This window comes from Rhizobium sp. CSW-27 (genome assembly GCF_018760785.1).
In the GTDB taxonomy this organism is placed as follows: domain Bacteria; phylum Pseudomonadota; class Alphaproteobacteria; order Rhizobiales; family Rhizobiaceae; genus Neorhizobium.
The window spans coordinates 136,079-152,995 of sequence record NZ_JAHHZO010000009.1 but is presented as its reverse complement, the minus strand read 5'-3'; the positions used below and the strand labels follow the sequence as shown (position 1 = coordinate 152,995).

Genomic DNA, 16,917 nt, shown 5'->3' with positions numbered 1-16,917 from the left:
CGCATCCGTCATTTTTGCTAACCTTCCATCCAGGTGGGAGGATGCAAGGACATGGACGAGGCGGATTACATCATCATCGGTGGTGGACCGGCGGGTGCCGCGCTGGCTGCCCGCCTCGCGGCGGCCGCGGTGGCCCCGAAGATCATCCTGGTGGAGGCGGGCGGCAGGCGCCCCTCGCTTCTGTCGCGGATACCGGCAGGCATCGCGCTGAGAGTGCCGTTGCGCAATCGCGAGAATTACGCGCTGCAGACGCTGCCCCAGCCGGGCCTGAACGGGCGACGCGGCTATGTGCCGCGCGGCCGCGGTCTCGGCGGTTCCAGCCTGATCAATGCGATGATCTATGTGCGGGGCCAGCCGGAGGACTACGATCACTGGGCAAGCCTCGGCTGCACGGGCTGGAGCTTTGCGGAGGTGCTGCCGCTGTTCCGCCGTGCGGAGGCCAATCGGCGCGGCAGCGATGCCTGGCACGGGGCGGAAGGACCGCTCGCCGTTGCCGATCCTGCCTCGCCAAGCCCGGTCTCGCGTGATTTCATCCGCGCAGCGCGGGCTTGCGGCCTTCGCGAGAACGCGGATTTCAACGGGCCTGACCAGGAAGGCGTCGGCTTCTATCAGGTGCTGCAGAAAGATGGCCGAAGGCTTGATGCGGCCCGAGCCTATCTGGGCGATCCGCCCTACCCCGCGCATCTGCAGGTGCTGACGGAGACGAGAGCGTCGCGCATCGTCCTCGCCGACGGACGCGCCACCGGGGTCATCGTGGAAGGGCCTGCCGGCCAGCGCGCGCTCAAGGCGCGGCGCGAAGTGATCCTCTGCGGCGGCGCGATCGCTTCTCCGCAGCTTCTGATGCTGTCCGGCATCGGACCAGCGGCGCATCTCGCCGGCCTTGGCATTCCGGTGATCCGCGATCTGCCGGCGGTTGGTGAAAACCTGCAGGACCACCTTGATTATACCCTGAACGCGGCGATGCGCGGCCAGGGGCTGCTCGGCTACACGCCGGCAGTGCTTGGCGAGATCCTCCGCGGTGCCCTGCCCTATCTGCGGCACGGGACCGGCATTCTGTCCAGCAACGTGGCGGAAGCCGGCGGTTTCATCCGCAGCAGCCCGATGGCCGACCGGCCGGACCTGCAACTGCATTTCTGCACCGGGCTGGTGGACGATCACGGCCGCCGGTTCCACGCGGCAACGGGTATCGCGCTGCATGTCTGCGTGCTGAGGCCGCAGAGCCGTGGCAGGGTCCGGCTTGCTGCGGCCGATCCCAGGCGACCGGTGGAGATCGATCCGCGTTTCCTGTCCGCTCCCGCCGATCTCGATCTTCTCGTTGCCGGTGTCCGGATGGTGCATCGCATCCTTGCTGCCGAACCGCTGGCGCGCCATCATGGCCGGATCCTCCATCCGGTGGATGTGGCGGACGAGGAGGCACTGCGGGCGATGATCCGCGCCCGGGCCGATACGATCTATCATCCGGTCGGCACCTGCCGGATGGGCGCCGATCCGGCCTCCGTCGTTGATCCGCAACTGCGGGTGCGCGGCATTGCCGGGCTTCGGGTGGCCGACGCCTCGATCATGCCGACGCTTGTCAGCGGCAACACCCAGGCGCCGACGGTGATGATTGGCGAGAAGGCGGCGGATCTGGTGCTTCAGGCCGGATCGTGACCGGCACGACGAGATGGCGCGATCATCCGGCAGCGGGCCTGTCACCGCCGCCATGCCCGCGCCGCAAGAAGGCTCACGCGCCGAAAACCAGCTTCAACGCGATCAGCCACATCACAAGCCCGATCACGGTCTCCAGCACCCGCCAGCTTGCCGGCTTCTGGAATACAGGACGCAACCGGCCCGCACCGAAGCCGAGCGCAAGGAAGAAGATGAAGGAGGCAAGCGTCGCGCCAGCGGCGAAGGCGGCCTCCTCCCCGGCAAAGCGCGTGGAAATCGTGCCGAGCAGTACCACCGTATCCAGATAGACATGCGGATTGAGCCAGGTGAGCGCGAGGCAGGTGGCAAGCGTCGGCCAAAGCCCTCCGCTGGCGGCACCATCGGCCCGCAATGCTGCGGTGGAGTGCCAGGCCGACCACAGGCTGCGGGCGCCGTAGACCAGAAGGAAGGCTGCACCACCCATCCGCATCGCCGGATCCAGCCAGGGCAGAAGCGCGGCGATCTGCCGGAAACTCGTCACGCCCAGCGTGATGAGCAGCGCATCCGAGACCGCGCAGGCAAGGCAGACGGCCAGCACATGCTGTCTCAACAGGCCCTGGCGCAGCACGAAGGCATTCTGGGCGCCGATGGCAAGGATCAGGCTGAGGCCGGTGCTGAAGCCGGTTGCTGCGGCAGTTATCATCGATCCGAGGTCCTCCGTTGACGCAACCTGCCATAGCGCCCGGCGCACTTTCGAGCTACTTAATCCTCCTAACCATGATGAAGCGGAGCTAATGTCTGATGCTGGATTATCCCTCGCTGCGCGCAGTCGCCGCCGTCATCCGCACCGGCAGTTTCGAGCGTGCGGCACGGCTCCTGAATGTCACGCCATCGGCGGTGTCGCAGCGGGTCAGGCATCTGGAGGACCGGCTCGGGACCGTGCTGGTGGTACGCGGCGTGCCCTGCACCGCCACGGAAAGGGGCGCCTGGCTCTGCCGGCACATGGACCAGGTGGCCATTCTGGAGAGCGATCTTCTGGAAAAACTGCCGGCGCTCGACGGCGGCACGGCCGGGACGGGGCCGGTGACGGTGCGGATCGCGACCAATGCCGACAGTCTGGGCACGTGGTTTCTGGAGGCCGTGTCCCGTTTTACCCGCGAGACCGGCTATCTGGTGGACATTGCCGTCGATGATCAGGACCATACGGCCGCCTGGCTGGAACGGGGCGAGGTGCTGGCCGCCGTCACCGGTCTTGCCCGGCCGGTGCCGGGATGCCGCCAGAGCCCGCTCGGTATCCTGCGCTACCGGGCAACGGCGGCGCCTGCCTTTGTTTCCCGGCATTTTCCCCGGGGCGTGACGGCTGAGGGGCTTGCCCTTGCCCCGGCGCTCACCTTCAATCGCAAGGACGGGCTGCAGACCCGCTGGCTGCGCGAGAATGTCGAGTTCGATACGCTGCCTCCCACCCACTGGCTGCCGTCCACGCAGGGATTTGTCGACGCCTGCCTGTCCGGCATGGGCTGGGGCATGAACCCGGAGCGGCTGGTGGCCGATCATCTGGCCGCCGGCCGGCTGGTTGAACTCGTGCCCGATACTCCGGTGGACGTGCCGCTGTTCTGGCAGGTGAGCCGACTGGCCGCCACGCCGCTGGAGGCGCTGAGCCGGCATGTGCTGTCGGTCGCCCGCCTCTCGCTGGCGGCACCGACCGTGCCGGCGATGCCGGATTGATCACTGCGTCCGCGCGGTCGGCGGGTTACGGGCGATCCTGCGCCGCTGCGGGGAGCGCAGCCGGCCTGCGTGAGGACCGCAGGACAATCCATCGTAATCGATGCTTGCTGGGCGGGGCCAACTGGAAACTGCATAGGCTGCGATGTTTTTCGGGCGCCACGATCTTGCCGACCACGCCGGACGTATTTCGATGTCGCCGTGCATGCCCCTGCCTCTCTCCCTGTCCCGGCGCCAGCGCCGGGTTGCCGCAGCACGGATGATCGTGGGCGGCCGGGCCGCCCGGAGTGCAGGAAATGGCGCCTTGATGTCGGAAGATCGGTTGGCTCAGCCGTCAGCGGTCGAGGCGGTGTAGCGGGCAACGAGATCGCGTGCTGCCTCCTCGAAGCTTGCGACATCGGCGAAATACCGTATGCCTTTCATCTGCTTCAGCTCCGCGAAGCCGGGGCCGCCCACCCAGAGTTCCGTGGTGTCGGCAAGCCGGTCGCGAAGATCGGCGAGCCTCGGCTCCAGCACACGCAGCCGCCCATAGAGGCTGCTCAGACAGACGATACGGGCATTCCATGTCCTTGCCGCCTGGGCAATTTCGCTCGCGGGAAGATCCGGACCCAGATAGAGTGCGCCAAGTCCCACCTGCCGGGCCAGAAGGGTGATCAGCATGGAGCCGATTTCATGCTGATCACCCTCCATGGTGGTCACGACGGCCCGCACCGCCATCGGTTCGGCCGGCAGGGCAGCCAGACACCCGGAAAGCATGCCGCGCACCTCGGCCGACGCCATGTGTTCGGCGGCAATCGACAGCGCGCCGTCGCTCCACTGACGGCCGACTTCGCGCATCAGCGGGGCAATCGTGTTCTTGGCGAAATCCGCCGGCCCCTCTTCCTGCAGGTGCTCGGCCAGAAGGCGTCGCATTCGCGGCAGGTCCATCTGCTGGATTGCCTCCAGCAGCGGGGTGAGAGCAACCAGTTTCGCATGGCCGCGGACCAGTGCACGCAGTTCCTCCGGCGGAAGGTCGATGATCGAGCCGATGCGATGCCCGGCATCGGTGCACTGCTTGAGAAGTTTCAGGTGCTCCACCTGTCGCGGCGTGAAGTAGCGGCGGCCGGTTTCGGTGCGGTCGGCCAGGTGCCGCTCATATCGTCGCTCCCAGGCATGCAGCACCAGCTTGCTGATGCCCACCATCCGCAATCCATCTGCCATGCTGATGCGGCGTGCGAGCGTTCCGCCGCCCGCGCCGATTGGCTGTCCCTCTTCGGGTTCCTGCACGCAAACTCCCCCGAACCTCATGCCGATTCCGGTCTAGCTTATTGGGTCGAACGACCGATTCCAGAAAGGGAAGGGTGGTGGCGATCGGCGACTGTCGAGGTCCGCCAAAGCCGTCCATCTTTCCAGCCCCCAAGACGAACCGGTTCAGCGCCTCATAACGTGCCATCGTCAATAAGGTTTCAATGCAACTGTTGAATTTTTCGGAGGCGCGCGGTGCGGGGATGAAGACCCGGTACGAGCGCCGAACCGGGATCGCATTGGGGGTTGCGCAGAGATTGCGCGGAGGTTGGACGGGCGCGCGCCAGTGGCGCGGTGTTCGGCGCCTTGTTGGAACGCCTGTCGCCGCCGGAGGGATCCCCGGCTGCGACGGTTGGTCGGCTCGATGGCAGTCGTGGTTGCCGGGCGGACCGGGCGGCGGCCTTAGCCGCGCGACTTGTCGTAGGCGCCGAGGCCCGGCTTGTAGCTCTTCTCGTCGATGAACTGGCGGATGCCCTCCTTGCGGCCCTGCGGGTCGTAGGAATTGGCCGCCTCCTGGGCGCGCACCAGATAGTCCTCGGCCTCGTCATAGGTCATCACCCCGACGCGACGCACGGCATCCTTGGTCGCCTTCAGGGCCACCGGATTCTTTTCGAGAAGCTTGCGGGCAATTTCCGTCACCCGTGCCTCAAGCTCGGACAGCGGCAGGCTTTCGTTGACGAGACCCCATTCGGCGGCCGTCTTGCCGTCGATCGGTTCGCCGATGAGGGCGTGATACATGGCCTTGCGGAACGGCAGAAGCTCGACCGCCACCTTGGTTGCCCCGCCGCCCGGCAGGATGCCCCAGTTGATTTCGGAGAGGCCGAACTTGGCTTCGTCCGCCGCAAAGGCGAGATCGCAGGCGAACAGCGGGCCGTAGCCGCCGCCGAAGCACCAGCCGTTGACCATGGCGATCGTCGGCTTCTGGTACCAGCGCAGCCGGCGCCACCAGCCGTAGCTTTCGCGCTGCGAGCGGCGCACGCCCTTCAGCCCCTCGCCTTCGCTCTCGCGGAAATATTCCTTGAGATCCATGCCGGCGGTCCAGGCGCTTCCTTCGCCGGTCAGCACCAGCACGCCCACATCCTCGCGGAACTCCAGTTCGTCCAGAACCTCCATCATGGTGCGGTTCAGCGTCGGGCTCATGGCATTGCGCTTGTCCGGACGATTGAAGCGCACCCAGGCGATATTGTCGCGCACTTCGAAGGCTACGGTATCGACATCATTGGCCATTGTCTTTGTCCTTGTTCATCTGTTCGGTTGAGAGGCATCGGGCCATCCGGCTGCCGACGCCCGGCCGGTGACGCAAGCGCCCGGCCTTGCTGACGGGATCGCAACCCGCGCCCGCGCCGCAGTCGACGCTGCGGAACACCGCCTGGCGATCCTTGAAAATATGTTCCATCCCGTGAGACATAGGTCTCGATGTGCGCGTGCCGCTCCTCCCCAGGCTCGGGTCACCCGAAGCGGACCGGATACCGGTCGAGGCCTCGATTGACTGCTATGCTGCATAACAATATTGTCGAGATGAGGAAGCGGCGTCAAGAGGAGAAACGATGGACGAGACAACTTCGCGGCCGGACGCCATGCCGGAGCCGGAAACCGCCGCCGCCCTCAAGGATATCCGGCAGACGCTGAGCCAGCTGGTCGGCTATCACCTGCGGCGTGCCTCCGTCTATGACATGAACGGCGCGGTGGCGGCGCTGGAGCCGGTGGACGCGCGCCCGATCACCATGAGCGTCCTGACCTCGATCGTCGAGCAGCCGGGTCGCACCTCTGCCGATATCTGCCGGATGCTGGCGATCAAGCGCGCCAACATCGTGGGGCTGCTGCAGGCGCTGGAGGCGCGCGGCCTGTTCACCCGCCGCGACGACCCGGCCGACCAGCGACTGCAGCGCCTTTACCCGACGCCGGAGGGGGTCGCTGCGGCGCGCCAGTGGCTGCACCTGGTGCAGGAGCATGAGAACCGCATTCTCTCGCGCCTCTCACTTGCAGAGCGGGCGGAACTGCGCCGGTTGCTGGCCCTGGTCTGGGCCGATGAGCGGGCGGAAGAGGGCTGACGATCTCCCGCGCGACCGCGGTCTCTCGCATCGCCTTTTCGATTGAAGCGTGTCGGTGTCACAGGCAAATGGTGTCACCGTGCCGCCGCTTGACAGAAACGTGATCGGGGGTCTACAACGTGGATATTGGTATGACCACTTGGCCACCTGCCGGCTTACTGCCGGCTGTCACGGGATCGATGGGACGATGATCTTCTCTGCCGTGGAATCGCGCCGCCTGTATCGTCAGGTTGCCGACCAGATGCGAGGCCTGATCGAAAGCGGCGAGCTTGCCGAGGGATCGCGCCTGCCGGCCGAGCGGGAACTGGCGCAGATGCTGGGCGTGTCGCGGCCGACGGTGCGCGAGGCACTGATCGTGCTCGAGGTGGAAGGCTTCATCGACATCCGCATGGGCTCCGGAATCTATGTCAATCCGCGCAAGCGCAGCGGTTTCGACGTGCCGCCGGATGATTTCGAGGGGCCGTTCGAACTGCTGCGCGCCCGCGCCGTGGTGGAATGCGCCGTGGCCGAAGAGGCGGCACGGCTTGCCCAGCCCCAGCATGTGGCGGAACTCGATGCCAATCTGGCAGGCATGGAGGCGGCACTGGATGATCGTCGTGAAGCGCTGGCGCTCGATCGCGGTTTTCATGTGATCGTCTCCGGCATCATCGCCAATGCCACGCTCAACCGCTTCATCGGTGACATCCACGACATGCGCATGACCCCCTATTTCGAAAAGCTCGCCAGCTATTTCGAGAACCGGGAGACATGGCGCGCGGCGATGGAGGAGCACCGGGCCATTCGCGACGCGATTGCCGAACGCGATCCCGTCGCTGCACGGGCAGCGATGCGCGCGCATCTCGACCAATCGCAGATTCGCCTGTCGAAGAGCTTCGAGGAGGATGCCTTCGACAATTCGATACCGGCCGCGTGGAGGCGTGCCGGGGGCGGCTAGCCCGCCCGCCGACTTCAACATGGGAGGAGAGAGTGATGAAGTTCAGACTGACCGCATTTTTGGGAGCAACCGCCGCCATCCTGGCGTCCGCTCTGGCCGCGCAGGCCCAGACGGCGTTGAAATGGGCGCATGTCTACGAAACCTCGGAGCCGTTCCACACCGAATCGGTCTGGGCGGCCAAGGAGATCGAGAAGCGTACCAATGGCCGCTACAAGATCGACGTGTTTCCCGCCTCGCAGCTCGGCAAGGAAGCTGACCTCAACCAGGGCCTGAAGCTCGGCACCGTGGACCTGATCATCTCGGGCTCCAGCTTCGCCGCCCGCGAATATGCGCCGATCGGCGTGACCTATTATCCCTATACCTTCCGCAGCCCCGAGCATCTGATCGCCTACACCAAGAGCGATGTCTTCAAGCGGCTGGCGGCCGGTTACGAAAAGGCCTCCGGCAACCACATCACCGCCGTCACCTATTACGGCACGCGGCACACGACCTCCAACCGGCCGATCAGCAAATGCGCCGACATGGCCGGGCTGAAGATGCGCGTGCCGGATGTGCCGGCCTATCTCGCCATGCCGCGCGCCTGCGGTGCCAACACCACGCCGATCGCCTTTGCCGAAGTCTACCTGGCCCTGCAGAACGGCACGGTGGAAGCCCAGGAAAACCCGCTGACCACCATCGAGGCCAAGAAGTTCTACGAGGTGCAGAAGCACATCGTGCTCACCGGCCACATCGTCGACCATCTCAACACGCTGGTGTCCAAGTCGCTCTGGGCCAAACTCTCGGACGAGGACAAGAAGATCTTCACCGAGGTGACACAGGAGGCCGCCGAGCGCAGCACCAAGATCATCGAGGAGCGCGAGAAGGGGCTGGTTGCCACCTTCAAGGAAAAGGGCATCTCGGTGACCGAGATCGACAAGGCCGACTTCGAAGCCAATGTCCGCCAGAAGGTTGCGCTGAAGGACTTCGGCTACAAGCAGGAAGACTGGGACGCGATCCGCGCGATCAAGTGAGCCGTGCGTGCCGGCGGCCGATGCCGCCGGCACTTCCCTTCACCATTTTGCCGGATATTGATCATGACCAATGAGGTTCACACGCCGGTCACGGCGGAGGAGCTGGCGCATTCCTTCGAGGAGGCCGCGCCGGTTGCCGATATTTCGGGCTATGCCTTCGAGGACTGGGCGGCGCTGGCGATTTTCTGGGTGATGACGGCCTGCGTCTTCCTGCAGTTCTTCACCCGCTACGTGCTGAACAATTCCTATGCCTGGACGGAGGAGATCGCCATCAACTGCCTGATCGGCGTCGTCTTCATCGGCTCGGTGATGTGCGTGCGCGTCTCGCGCCACATCCAGGTGGACGTGCTCTACCACTATCTGCCGCAGGCGCTGGCGCGCGGGCTGGCGGTGATGGTCGATCTCGTGCGCATCGCCTTCTTCGCCTATGCCTGCTGGCTGATGTGGCGCTATGTCTCCATCGTCGCCGACGAGCGCATGGTGACCGTCGATCTGCCGCGCAGCATCGTCTTCTACAGCGTCATGGCCGGTTTCGTGCTCATGCTGCTGCGTTCGATCCAGGTCTTCGTCGAGAACCAGCGCCGCGGCTACTCGGTGCTGGAGCGGCCTGACGCCTTCCTGCCGCAGGAGGACTGAGACCATGCTTCTGCTTGTCGGGTCCTTCATCGGCTTCATGCTGGTCGGCGTGCCGGTGGCCATTGCCATGGCGGTGGCGTCGGTGCTCTACCTCATCTTCTACGGCGTCGCGCCGGATATCATCGCCGCCCAGCGCATGATTGCGGGCGTCGAGAGCTTCCCCCTGCTGGCGGTGCCCTTCTTCATCCTGGCCGGCAACCTGATGAACACGGCGGGCGTCACCGGCCGCATCTATGCCTTTGCCGTGGCGCTGGTCGGCTGGATGAAGGGCGGCCTCGCGCAGGTCAACATCATCGGCTCTGTGATCTTTTCCGGCATGTCCGGCACCGCGCTTGCCGATGCGGCCGGCATCGGCACCATCGAGATCAAGGCCATGAAGGATCATGGCTATCCCGTGGAGGCCGCCGTCGGCGTCACGGCTGCCTCGGCGACGCTCGGACCGATCTTCCCGCCGAGCCTGCCCTTCGTCATCTATGGCATGATGGCCAATGTCTCGATCGGTGCCTTGTTCATGGCAGGCATCGTGCCGGGCGTGGTGATGACGGTCCTGATGATGCTGACGGTCGCGCTGTTTGCCTATCGTCGCGGCTGGGGGTCGGATTCGCCCTTCGAGATCCGCCGCCTGCTCTCCGCCTCGCTGGAGGTGGTGATCGTGCTGTCCTTCCCCGTTGCCGTCTATCTGTTGATGGCGGCCGGGCTGTCGATGAACCTCGCCGTGGGGCTCGCCCTCGTCGTGCTGCTTGCGCTCGACTGGTACTTCGACTTTTCCGCCGTCATGGCGCTGATGACGCCGGTCATCCTGATCGGCGGCATGACCATGGGCTGGTTCACGCCGACGGAAGCGGCGGTGGCGGCCGTTCTCTGGTCGCTCTTCCTTGGCCTCGTCCGCTACCGGACCATGACCTTTGCCAGCCTTGCCCGCTCCACCTTCGACACCATCGAGACGACGGCCTCGGTGCTGTTCATCGTCACCGCCGCCTCGATCTTCGCCTGGCTCCTGACCGTCAGCCAGGCAGCGCAGCTGCTCTCGGATGCCATTCTCAGCATTACTACCAACAAGTGGGTCTTCCTGCTTCTGGTGAACCTGCTGATGCTGTTCATCGGCTGCTTCCTCGATACCATTGCCGCGATCAGCATCCTGGTGCCGATCCTGCTGCCGCTGGTGGCCAAGTTCGGCATCGATCCGGTGCATTTCGGCCTGATCATGACGCTGAACCTGATGATCGGACTCCTGCATCCGCCGCTTGGCATGGTGCTGTTCGTGCTGTCGCGCGTGGCAAAGCTCTCGGTGGAACGCACGACGATGGCGATCCTGCCCTGGCTGGTGCCGCTCTTCGTCGCGCTGCTGCTGATCACCTTCGTGCCGTCCATCACCCTGTGGCTGCCGAAGGAACTGGGGCTGATCCGCTGATGGAGGACAGGGCACGACAGACCCGCGTTGCGCGGCTTCACGACACCCGCGACATCCGGGTGGAAACCATGGCGCTTGCCTCCCCCGGCCCGGGGGAGGTGCTTCTGAAGATGGCGGCCGCCGGCATCTGCGGCTCCGACCTGCATTACTACCAGGACGGCGGCTTTGGGCCGATCCGCGTGCGCGAGCCGATCATTCCGGGCCACGAGGCCGCCGGCCATGTGGCGGCGCGGGGGGATGGCGTCTCGCATCTGGCGCCGGGAGACCTGGTCGCCATCAATCCGAGCCAGCCCTGCGGTCACTGCCGGTTCTGCGCGGAAGATCTTCCCATTCATTGCCTCGACATGCAGTTCATGGGCAGCGCCATGCGGCTGCCGCATGCGCAGGGGCTGTTTCGGGACTGGATGGTCGTGCCGGCCCGCCAGTGCCTGCCGGCCGGCGCACTGGTCAGCCCGCAGGAAGCGGCCTGCGCCGAGCCGCTTGCAGTCTGCCTGCATGCGGTGTCGCGCGCCGGCGATCTTTCCGGAAAGCGGGTGCTCGTGACCGGCTCCGGCCCCATCGGCGCGCTGGTGGTGGCGGCGGCCCGGCATGCGGGCGCCGGGGAGGTGATCGCCACCGATCTGGCCGATGCCGCACTTCAGCGCGCGCTGGCCATGGGCGCGACCGGCATCATCAACGTAGCCGAGCGGCCGGACCTGCTCTCTGCCTACGAGGCCGACAAGGGACAATTCGACGTGGTCTTCGAATGCTCTGCCGCCGAACCGGCGTTGCGGGCCGCGATCGCTACCGTGCGCCCGCGTGGCACCATCGTGCAGGTGGGCGTGACGGGCGATATCAGGCTGCCGCTCAATGCCCTGGTCGGCAAGGAGATCACCATGATCGGCTCGCAGCGCTTCGACAGCGAGTTTGCCGAGGCCGTTGGCCACATCGCCGCACGCCGCATCGACGTGCGGCCCATTCTCTCCCACAGCTTTGCGCTGGAAGAGGCCGATGCCGCCTTCCGGCAGGCGGGCGACCGCACGGTGGCCTGCAAGGTTCAACTGCATTTTCTCTCCTGAGGTTTTCTGATGAGACATACCTGGCGCTGGTTTGGCCCGATCGACCGGGTGAGCGTGACGGATGCGGCGCAGGCGGGTGCTGTCGGCATCGTCAGCGCCCTGCATCACATTCCGACCGGCGAGGTCTGGCCCGTCGAGGAGATCGCCCGCCGTCAGGCGGAGATTGTCGCGGGCGGGCTCGTCTGGGACGTGGTGGAAAGCGTGCCGGTATCGGAAAGTATCAAGACGCAGACCGGCGAGTGGCGCCTGCATGTCGCCAACTGGCAGGAAACCCTGCGCCGGCTGGGGGCGGCCGGCATCCGCACGGTCTGCTATAATTTCATGCCGATCCTCGACTGGACGCGCACGGAGCTGCGCTGGAGCGCCCGCCACGGTGCGAGAGCCATGCGTTTCGACCGCATAGACTTCGCGGCCTTCGACCTGCACCTGCTGCAGCGCCCCGGCGCCGAAGGCGATTACGACGCAGACACGCGCGCCGAGGCAGCGGATCGCTTCGGCGCGATGGACGAGGCACGCCGCACTGCCCTGTCGCGCAATATCGGCGCCGGCCTGCCCGGCTCTGCCGATGGCTACAGCCTGCCGCAACTGCTCGGCCTGCTCGAAACCTATGCCGGTATCGACCGGCAGCGCCTCAAGCGGAATCTCTTCGATTTCCTGGCCGAAGTGGTCCCCGTTGCCGAGCAGGCGGGCATCAACATCTGCGCGCACCCGGATGATCCGCCATGGGCGCTGCTCGGCCTGCCACGGATTCTCTCGACCGCAGAGGATTATGCCGAGATGCTGGCGGCCGTGGATCATCCCGCCAATGGCATGACCTTCTGCACCGGTTCGCTCGGCGCGCGCGCCGATAACGACCTGCCGGCGATGGCGCGCCGTTTCGCCTCGCGCATCCACTTCGTCCATCTGCGCAATGTGCGCCGCGAGGAAGAGCGCACTCCCTGCTCCTTCTTCGAGGACGAGCACCTGGAAGGCGATACGGACATGGTGGCGGTGATCGCCGAACTCCTGGCCGAGGAGGCTCGGCGCAAGGCGGAAGGTCGCACTGATCACCAGATCCCCATGCGCCCGGACCATGGGCAGGAAATTCTCGACGATCTCACGCGCAGCGCGCAGCCTGGCTATCCCGCCATCGGCCGCCTCAAGGGACTTGCCGAACTGCGCGGCATCGAACGCGCCCTCTCCCACCGGGCCTTCGGCCTCGCCGCCACCGGCCAAACCGCATCAGGATTGTCATGAGCATGCAGCCCCTCACCTCCGCCACACCCCTGCCCGCCGGCGTTCTGTCCCCGGGCTTCGACCGGCAGCGGCTGAAGCCCGGCATCGTGCATCTCGGTTTCGGCGCCTTTCACCGTGCCCATCAGGCGGTCTATACCGACCTCGCGCTCGCCGAGGAGTTTGGCGACTGGGGCATCATCGGGGTCAGCCTGCGCTCGCGTCAGGCGGTGGAGGATCTGCGCCGGCAGGACCATCTGTTCACCGTGACGGCGCGCGATGCGAGCGGTCCACAGATGCGCCTTGTTGGTTCGGTCATCGGCGGCATCTCGGCAGCCGATGAGCGCGAGAACCTGCTCGCCCGCCTCGAAAGCCCCGACACGCGGATCGTGACGCTGACGGTGACGGAAAAGGCCTATGGCCTCGATCCCGTCACCGGCGGGCTCGACCTTGCCCATCCCGCCATCGCAGCCGATCTCGCCGATCCGGAGGCTCCAACCGGAGCGATCGGCTTTCTGGTCGAGGGGCTGGCGCGGCGGCGGCGGGCGGGCACCGCGCCCTTCACCGTTCTCTGCTGCGACAACCTGCCGACCAATGGTCGCGTCGTGCGCCGGCTGGTGCTGGACATGGCGACCCGGCGCGACCCCCTCCTCGCGGACTGGATTGCCGCCGAGGGCGCATTCCCCTGCACCATGGTCGACCGCATCGTGCCGGCCGCCACCGCGGAAACGCTGTCGCGGGCGGCCGAACTGCTGGGCGCCGAGGATCGGCTGGCGCTCGATACCGAGCCCTTCCTGCAATGGGTGATCGAGGATCGCTTCGCCAGCGACCGCCCGGCCTGGGAAAAGGCCGGTGCCCTGTTTGTGGAGACGGTCGAGCCCTATGAGAAGATGAAGCTCCGGCTTCTCAACGGCGCCCACTCCATGCTCGCCTATCTCGGCCAGTTGAAGGGTCTTGCCTTTGTGCGCGACGTGATGGCGGTGCCGGAACATGCGGCGCGCGTTCGCCGCCACATGGCAGCCTCGGCCCGCACGCTGGATCCGGTGCCGGGCATCGATCTCGATGCCTATCAGGCGGAACTGATCGCCCGCTTCAGCAATCCGACGATTGCCCACAAGACCAAGCAGATCGCCATGGATGGAAGCCAGAAGATGCCGCAGCGCATCTTTGCCGCCACCGTCGATGCGCTGGCGCATGGTGATCAAGCGGTGGAATTTGCCGAGGCAACCGCGTTCTGGATCGACTACATCCGCACCACCGACCTTCTGGAGGACCCGCGGGCGGACGAGCTTCGCGCCGCCGGTCGCCGCTCGGCCGAGACCGGCTCGCCGGATGCCTTTTTCGCCCTGCCCGGCCTGTTTCCGGAAGCGCTGGTTCAGAATGCCGCCTGGCGGGAGCGTGTGGCGGAAGCGCTGACGAGGATCTGACCGCAGAACGATCAGGTCGCGGCGCTGCCTTGTCAGGCGCCGCCATGCTCCCGGATGAGGTCAAGAAAAGTCTCGCCATAGCGTTCGAGCTTGGAAGGGCCGACGCCGGAAATGCTGAGCATGTCGTCCGGCGTCATCGGGCGTTCCTTGGAGAAGGCGACCAGCGTGGTGTCCGGAAAGATCAGGTAGGGCGGTACGGCAAGCTCGCGCGCCAGCTCCATGCGGGCGGCGCGCAGCGTTTCGAACAGCGCCATGTCGTCGCCCTCGAGCGCCGAGCGGGCATTGGCTGAACTCGCCGAAGCATTGCGGGCAGCCTTGCCCTTGGTCGGGCGGTCGACGCGGAAACGCACCTCCCGTTCCCGCTTGAAGACGGCGCGGGCGGATTCCTCCAGCTTCAACGCGCCGAAGGCCGCATGGTCGACGCTGATCAGCCCCGTCGCCAGCAGCTGGCGGAATACCGATTGCCAGGTCTTGGCCGCGAGATCCTTGCCGGCGCCGAAAACCGGCATGTCCACATGGCCGAAGCGAGTTGTCTTCTCGTTGACGGTGCCGAGCAGCACGTCGATCAGGTGTCCGGTGCCGAAGCGTTCGCCGGTGCGATAGATGGCGGCGAGCGCCTTGATCGCGGCGTCCGTGCCATCCCAGGTTTCGACCGGTTTCAGGCAGGTATCGCAATTGCCGCAGCGGCCGGCATGCGCCTCGCCGAAATGCGCGAGGATCGCCTGCCGGCGGCAGCCCGGTGTCTCGCAGATGGCAAGCAGCGCGTTCAGCTTGGCGCGTTCCACCCGCTTGATGTCGTCGCTCGATCCGCCCTCGTCGATCATGCGTCCGCGCTGGATGACATCGGCCATGCCGTAGGCCATCCAGACTTCCGAGGGCAATCCGTCGCGGCCGGCGCGGCCGGTTTCCTGGTAATAGGCCTCCACCGAGCCCGGCAGGTCGAGATGGGCGACATAGCGAACGTTCGGCTTGTCGATGCCCATGCCGAACGCGACGGTTGCCACGAGGCAGAGATCTTCTTCCTTCAGAAAGGCATCCTGATGCGCGTCGCGCTTCTCCCGCTCCATGCCGGCATGATAGGGCAGTGCCCGGATGCCCTGCGCGTTCAGCCAGTCGGCTGTGTCTTCCACCTTGGCGCGCGACAGGCAGTAGACGATGCCGCTCGATCCCTTGTGGCGCGACAGGAAGCGCAGCAATTGCTGGCGTGGCTGGTCGCGTTCGACGATCTCGTAGGTAATGTTCGGCCGATCGAAGGAGGTGGTAAACACCTGCGCGCCCTGCAGCGCCAGCCGTTCGATGATATCCTCGCGGGTATGCGGATCGGCGGTGGCCGTCAGCGCCACGCGTGGCACGCCGGGATAAAGCCTCGCCAGCTGGCCGAGTTCACGATATTCCGGCCGGAAATCATGGCCCCATTGCGAAACGCAATGCGCCTCGTCGATGGCAAACAGGGCAATCTTCGTCTGGTCGAGCATCTCGCGGAAGCCCGGCGTCACCGTGCGCTCCGGTGTCACGTAGAGCAGGTCGAGTTCCCGGCGGTCGAGCGCGCGCCGCACCGCGACGTAGTCCTCCCGGGTCAGAGACGAGTTCAGCGCCGCAGCCCGCACGCCGAGCTGCTTCAGCGCTTCCACCTGATCGCGCATCAGGGCAATCAGCGGCGAGACGACGATGCCGACGCCCTCCCGGCAGAGCGCCGGGATCTGGAAACACAGCGATTTGCCCGCCCCTGTCGGAAACAGCACCACGGCATCGCGTCCTGCGGTGACCGCGGCGACCACCTCCGCCTGCCGCCCGCGAAAGGCCGTATAGCCATAGACTTCGCGCAGCACTGCGAGCGGATGCCGCAGGCCATCGGTCTCGAAAAGGCGGTCGGTCTCTGTCTGGTGTCGGGGCATGGCTTCGCTTTCGTCACGAGTCAGTGTTTATGTACATCAGCAAACGGCGAGGGAGGAAAGACATGTTCGAGGCCTGCGAATGGCTGAACGTGCCGCAGAACTGGTCCCTAACGGAAAAGGGCCTGCACGTCACGACCGATGCGAAGAGCGATTTCTGGCAGACGACCTATTACGGCTTTGCGCGCGACAGCGGACATTTCTTCGGCCTTGCCCGCACCGGCGGCTTCGCGGCCCAGATGCGGATCCGGGCGCGTTATGACCAGCTCTACGATCAGGCCGGCCTGATGGTGCGCATCGACGAGAACCACTGGCTGAAGGCCGGCATCGAATTTTCCGACGGCGTGGCCTGCCTCGGCAGCGTGCTGACGCTCGGCCAGTCCGACTGGGCGACCGGACCCTATGCCGGCGATCCGTCCGACCTCCATTTACGGGTGACGGTCGATGCGGGCTGGCTGAGGCTGCAATATTCCGCCGATGGCCGGCACTGGCCGCTGATGCGTCTCTCGCCCTTCCCGGTTGCCGAAACCTATCGGGTCGGTCCGATGTGCTGCACGCCGGAACGGCAGGGGCTCGAAGTTCTGTTTTCCGATTTCACGGTGACCGAGCCATCGGGCAAGGATCTGCACGATCTCACCTGAGTGAGGTAGAAGC

General features: G+C 65.9%; 16 protein-coding genes. 11 read left to right on the top strand and 5 right to left on the bottom strand.

All coding sequences use genetic code 11. The features are described from left to right. Positions 1–51: 51 nt before the first annotated feature. Positions 52–1,650: a GMC family oxidoreductase gene (locus tag KLP42_RS17800; RefSeq protein ID WP_215568295.1), complete on the top strand. Its 1,599-nt coding sequence runs from the start codon at positions 52–54 to the stop codon at positions 1,648–1,650. Positions 1,651–1,723: 73 nt separating this feature from the next. Here the strand turns inward: KLP42_RS17800 and KLP42_RS17795 are convergent, their stop codons facing one another. Beyond that, entirely contained in the window at positions 1,724–2,329 is a 606-nt protein-coding gene (locus KLP42_RS17795) for a LysE/ArgO family amino acid transporter (RefSeq protein ID WP_215568294.1), read from the bottom strand. Between the two features lie 98 nt (positions 2,330–2,427). Between KLP42_RS17795 and KLP42_RS17790 the strand changes: the two genes are divergently transcribed. Continuing rightward, a complete protein-coding gene (locus KLP42_RS17790) occupies positions 2,428–3,351 on the top strand; it encodes a LysR family transcriptional regulator ArgP (RefSeq protein ID WP_215568293.1) in 924 nt (307 codons plus the stop codon). A 324-nt stretch (positions 3,352–3,675) separates the two neighbouring features. Here the strand turns inward: KLP42_RS17790 and KLP42_RS17785 are convergent, their stop codons facing one another. The 3 genes from KLP42_RS17785 to KLP42_RS17775 all read right to left on the bottom strand — a co-directional run bounded on the left by KLP42_RS17785 (position 3,676) and on the right by KLP42_RS17775 (position 6,028). Continuing rightward, on the bottom strand, positions 3,676–4,614 hold the full coding sequence (locus KLP42_RS17785) for a MerR family transcriptional regulator (RefSeq protein WP_215568292.1): 939 nt from the start codon (positions 4,612–4,614) through the stop codon (positions 3,676–3,678). Between the two features lie 420 nt (positions 4,615–5,034). Further along, the gene (locus KLP42_RS17780; protein ID WP_215568291.1) at positions 5,035–5,859 is read right to left on the bottom strand and encodes a p-hydroxycinnamoyl CoA hydratase/lyase; all 825 of its coding nucleotides are present in this window, start codon (positions 5,857–5,859) and stop codon (positions 5,035–5,037) included. Then, complete coding sequence (locus KLP42_RS17775) at positions 5,849–6,028, bottom strand: hypothetical protein (protein ID WP_215568290.1); 180 nt, start codon at positions 6,026–6,028, stop codon at positions 5,849–5,851. Before KLP42_RS17775 ends, KLP42_RS17780 begins: the two co-directional genes overlap by 11 nt. Before the next feature lie 151 nt (positions 6,029–6,179). On the opposite strand from KLP42_RS17775, the gene KLP42_RS17770 reads away from it, so the two are divergent. From KLP42_RS17770 to KLP42_RS17735, 8 genes are all read left to right on the top strand, one after another. Then, positions 6,180–6,683 carry a MarR family winged helix-turn-helix transcriptional regulator gene (locus tag KLP42_RS17770; RefSeq protein WP_215568289.1) on the top strand — a complete coding sequence of 168 codons (504 nt, stop codon included), beginning with the start codon at positions 6,180–6,182 and terminating at the stop codon, positions 6,681–6,683. A 187-nt stretch (positions 6,684–6,870) separates the two neighbouring features. Next, positions 6,871–7,617, top strand: a complete 747-nt coding sequence (locus tag KLP42_RS17765; protein WP_215568288.1) for a FadR/GntR family transcriptional regulator — start codon at positions 6,871–6,873, stop codon at positions 7,615–7,617. Between the two features lie 35 nt (positions 7,618–7,652). Then, a complete protein-coding gene (locus tag KLP42_RS17760; RefSeq protein WP_215568287.1) occupies positions 7,653–8,627 on the top strand; it encodes a sialic acid TRAP transporter substrate-binding protein SiaP in 975 nt (324 codons plus the stop codon). A 63-nt stretch (positions 8,628–8,690) separates the two neighbouring features. After that, positions 8,691–9,263 (top strand): TRAP transporter small permease, encoded by a 573-nt coding sequence (locus KLP42_RS17755; protein ID WP_215568286.1) that lies wholly within the window; start codon positions 8,691–8,693, stop codon positions 9,261–9,263. A gap of 4 nt (positions 9,264–9,267) precedes the next feature. Then, a complete protein-coding gene (locus KLP42_RS17750) occupies positions 9,268–10,674 on the top strand; it encodes a TRAP transporter large permease (RefSeq protein ID WP_215568285.1) in 1,407 nt (468 codons plus the stop codon). Next, a complete protein-coding gene (locus KLP42_RS17745; protein ID WP_215568284.1) occupies positions 10,674–11,732 on the top strand; it encodes an L-idonate 5-dehydrogenase in 1,059 nt (352 codons plus the stop codon). Before KLP42_RS17750 ends, KLP42_RS17745 begins: the two co-directional genes overlap by 1 nt. A 9-nt stretch (positions 11,733–11,741) precedes the next feature. Continuing rightward, on the top strand, positions 11,742–12,968 hold the full coding sequence (gene uxuA, locus KLP42_RS17740) for a mannonate dehydratase (protein WP_215568283.1): 1,227 nt from the start codon (positions 11,742–11,744) through the stop codon (positions 12,966–12,968). Between the two features lie 2 nt (positions 12,969–12,970). Then, positions 12,971–14,371 (top strand): mannitol dehydrogenase family protein, encoded by a 1,401-nt coding sequence (locus KLP42_RS17735; protein WP_215568365.1) that lies wholly within the window; start codon positions 12,971–12,973, stop codon positions 14,369–14,371. Positions 14,372–14,403: 32 nt separating this feature from the next. Here the strand turns inward: KLP42_RS17735 and recQ are convergent, their stop codons facing one another. Continuing rightward, positions 14,404–16,266: a DNA helicase RecQ gene (gene recQ / locus KLP42_RS17730; protein WP_215568282.1), complete on the bottom strand. Its 1,863-nt coding sequence runs from the start codon at positions 16,264–16,266 to the stop codon at positions 14,404–14,406. 62 nt (positions 16,267–16,328) lie between these two features. Between recQ and KLP42_RS17725 the strand changes: the two genes are divergently transcribed. Next, entirely contained in the window at positions 16,329–16,904 is a 576-nt protein-coding gene (locus KLP42_RS17725) for a DUF1349 domain-containing protein (protein WP_215568281.1), read from the top strand. Positions 16,905–16,917 lie beyond the last annotated feature (13 nt).